Below are 2,943 nucleotides of genomic sequence, written 5' to 3'. Positions count from 1 at the left end.
TCGGCTACTGTTCGCCGCTCGAGTTCGAAAACCTGCATGCGCAAGATCAAAGCTTATCGCCGCGCGGGTTGCCCACCGCCGGGCAGCGTCGTGGTCGTGACAGGCGACCAGAGGCCCGACCGTGGACAACCCGCGATTCAACCTTATCGGGAGGTGCCAACCCGCATTAAACTCAACTGCAAATCTATCCGTCGAACCGGGTCAACCTCAGAGTTCATTTTTCAATGAGCCCCAGAACGATTCAATGGGTGCGTTATCAAAACAATTTCCACGTCTACTCATTGATGCCTGCATACCGAACTGGTTGAGGAGCTTCTGATAGGCGTGGGCGCAGTACTGGGCGGATTCAACCGGTCGTCGCAACACTAGATTATTGAACAGATTTTAGGTATTCGTCCAAGGCCGCCGCAGGCGTCTTCCAGCCGAGTGTTTTCCGGGGCCTGGTATTCAATGTGTTAGCAACGGCCTGAATCTCGCGAGCGCTCCACCGGGACAGGTCTGTGCCCTTTGGAAAGTATTGTCGTAGAAGGCATTGGTGTTTTCGTTCGTACCACGCTGCCATGGGCTGTGCGGGTTAGCGAAGAACACCTTCACGCCGGACTCGATCGTGAAGCGGGCGTGATCGCACAGCTCCTTGCCACGATCCCACGTCAATGATCGCCACAACTGAGCCGGCAAGTCCGCCACGGTCTTCTTGAGTGCGTTGGCCATCGTCACAGCTCCATAGCCGGCGAGCGCAGGCCCGTTTTTCGTGTGTGGAATTAGCCCATAGCCCTTCTCGCGGGGTAAGTGCACGAGCATCGTAAATCGGCTTGATCTTTCCACCAACGTCCCGATGGCTGATCGGTTTAAGCCGATAATCAGGTCACCCTCCCAATGGCCTGGCACAGCACGATCTTGCACCTCTGCAGGCCGGCTGGAAATCATCAGTTCCTCGCTGACGTGCGCCCACGCCCTGGCGCGCGCTCTCGCTCGGGGAACGCGCAACGCGTGCCCGGTGCGAAGGCAACCCACCAGCTCGCGCTTGAGCGCGCCGCGCCGTTGAATATAGAGCGCTTGATAAATGGCTTCGTGAGAGATGCGCATAGATTCATCATCCGGGAAATCAGCCTGCAACCGATTAGCAATTTGTTCAGGTGACCAGCCGTTAACCCACTTTCGGTCACCGCGATGTGGCTTATTTCACCCCTTGAACGGTGCCTGTCTGGGCCCGGCAATTTCGCGACCATTGGCGTCACGCACTTTGCCCTCCAGGCGTTCCTGAACGTATTGGCGCAGACTTGCATTAGTTGCCAGCTTCGCTGGTTTTGGTCGTTTGGCGAACCGTTCCGCCTTCCACTGCGCGACCGAAGCACGATACTCGAGACACCCATTACGTGTCGCCGCGTTGCGCGTGAGCTCTCGCGAAACGGTTGATGGACTGCGTCCAATATGTCGGGCGATCTCGCGCACCCCGAGGCCTTGGACAGAAAGCAATGCTATCTCTTCTCGCTCAGCGAACGACAGGTATCGACCGGCGACAGGCTTCGACATGAATAGTGGAATGCCGCCACGATAGCGGAACCAGCGCGAGCCTACCGCTTGAGATACGCCTATCGCCTCCGCTGCTTTCTCGCTCGTAATGCCGGTCGCGATCTGCTGCCAGAACCGACGCTCGATCTCACGTCCCAGTGATGGCGCACCCGGCGAGTACATCGCGTCTCGCCCTGTCAGCCGATACACCTGCTTTGCACTTCGTGCCATGCAACACCTCCTCGATCAAAGGTGTTGCGACGACCGGTTGAATCCGCCTTGGGACCCTCTGTCCGAATGGTGTATCAAGGTTCCATCGTCGCCCGGGCGCCGCGCGTAAAGCGCCTGTCCAAGTGCATCCAGAACGAAGTCCGTGGTCATCGAACTGCTGACTCGCCAGCCGACGATACGGCGAGCGAACACATCGATCACGAAGGCCACGTACAGCCAGCCCTGCCACGTCGAAACGTAGGTGAAATCCGAAACCCAGAGCTGGTTCGGCCGTGCCGCCTTGAACTGGCGATTGACCCGGTCCAGCGGGCGCGGGGCTATGGCATCAAGAACTGTCGTGCGAACACGCTTGCCTCGCATCACGCCGCGCAAACCCAGTTGCTTCATCAACCGTTCGACCGTGCAGCGCGCCACCGAGATATGCTCCTGGTTCATCTGCTTCCAGACTTTATCCGCGCCGTAGACCTGCATGTTGGCCTGCCACACACGCTTGATCTCCGGCCGAAGACGTTCATCGTGGATTGCACGAACAGAGCGCCGCGACGGGTCGCGAAGCTGCGCGGCATGGCGCCGGTAGCCCGACGGGGCAATCCGCAAGACCTTGCAGATCGGCTCGACCCCGAAGGTGTCACGATGCTGATCGATAAAGGCCTTCAGGACTTGAAACGGCGGTCGAGCTCCGCCTGGGCGAAAAACGCGCTCGCGACCTTGAGAATCTCGTTGGGACGACGCAACTCCTTAGCTTCGCGTTCCAAGGCCTTGAGGCGCTCGCGCTCGTCTGTGGTCACGCCATCGCGCTCACCGTGGTCGACCTGGTTGCGCTTGACCCACTCGTGCAGCGTCTGCGGTGTGCAGCCGATCATCGGCGCAATCGATTCGACCGCCGCCCACATCGACGGATGTTCGCTACGCTGCTCGCGCACCAGGCGCACCGCGCGCTCTCGGACTTCCGGGGAAAACTTGGTTACCTTCTTGTTCATGGCTCCATTCTCTCAAGAGTTGGAGCCTCCACCAAATCCCTCAGCCTTACCCACAAGTAATGTGATGGTGCTATTCGTTTTGCCTGAATATTCGGTATATCATCGTGATTTTCGTGCAGGACAAGAAATCCACGCCAGATGACGGTAGGGCCAGGCGGACGATCATGCTTTCGAGCGAGATATCCGCCGAGTCTGGCGATCCCAAGATGACCTGCGCCGG

4 pseudogenes and 1 other annotated feature are annotated in these 2,943 nt (G+C 58.7%); of the pseudogenes, 1 reads left to right on the top strand and 3 read right to left on the bottom strand.

The window, feature by feature from the left end:
- Positions 1–228: pseudogene (locus HV770_RS38360) on the top strand (hypothetical protein); the annotation flags it as partial.
- Here HV770_RS38360 and HV770_RS37975 read toward each other — a convergent pair.
- The 3 pseudogenes from HV770_RS37975 to HV770_RS37965 form a co-directional block, all read right to left on the bottom strand.
- A pseudogene (locus tag HV770_RS37975) lies at positions 211–342 on the bottom strand (IS3 family transposase); the annotation flags it as partial. The pseudogenes HV770_RS38360 and HV770_RS37975 sit on opposite strands and share 18 nt — an antisense overlap.
- 28 nt (positions 343–370) lie before the next feature.
- A pseudogene (locus tag HV770_RS37970) lies at positions 371–1,743 on the bottom strand (IS30 family transposase).
- Positions 1,744–1,791: 48 nt separating this feature from the next.
- A pseudogene (locus HV770_RS37965) lies at positions 1,792–2,723 on the bottom strand (IS3 family transposase); the annotation flags it as partial.
- Positions 2,326–2,442 (bottom strand) — a sequence feature (AL1L pseudoknot). (Overlaps the previous pseudogene by 117 nt.)
- Positions 2,724–2,943: the final 220 nt, after the last annotated feature.

The organism is Paraburkholderia fynbosensis (assembly GCF_902859935.1).
GTDB classification, from domain to species: domain Bacteria; phylum Pseudomonadota; class Gammaproteobacteria; order Burkholderiales; family Burkholderiaceae; genus Paraburkholderia; species Paraburkholderia fynbosensis.
The sequence above is the reverse complement of the archived record's forward strand: the minus strand, read 5'-3'. Positions and strand labels throughout refer to the sequence as shown.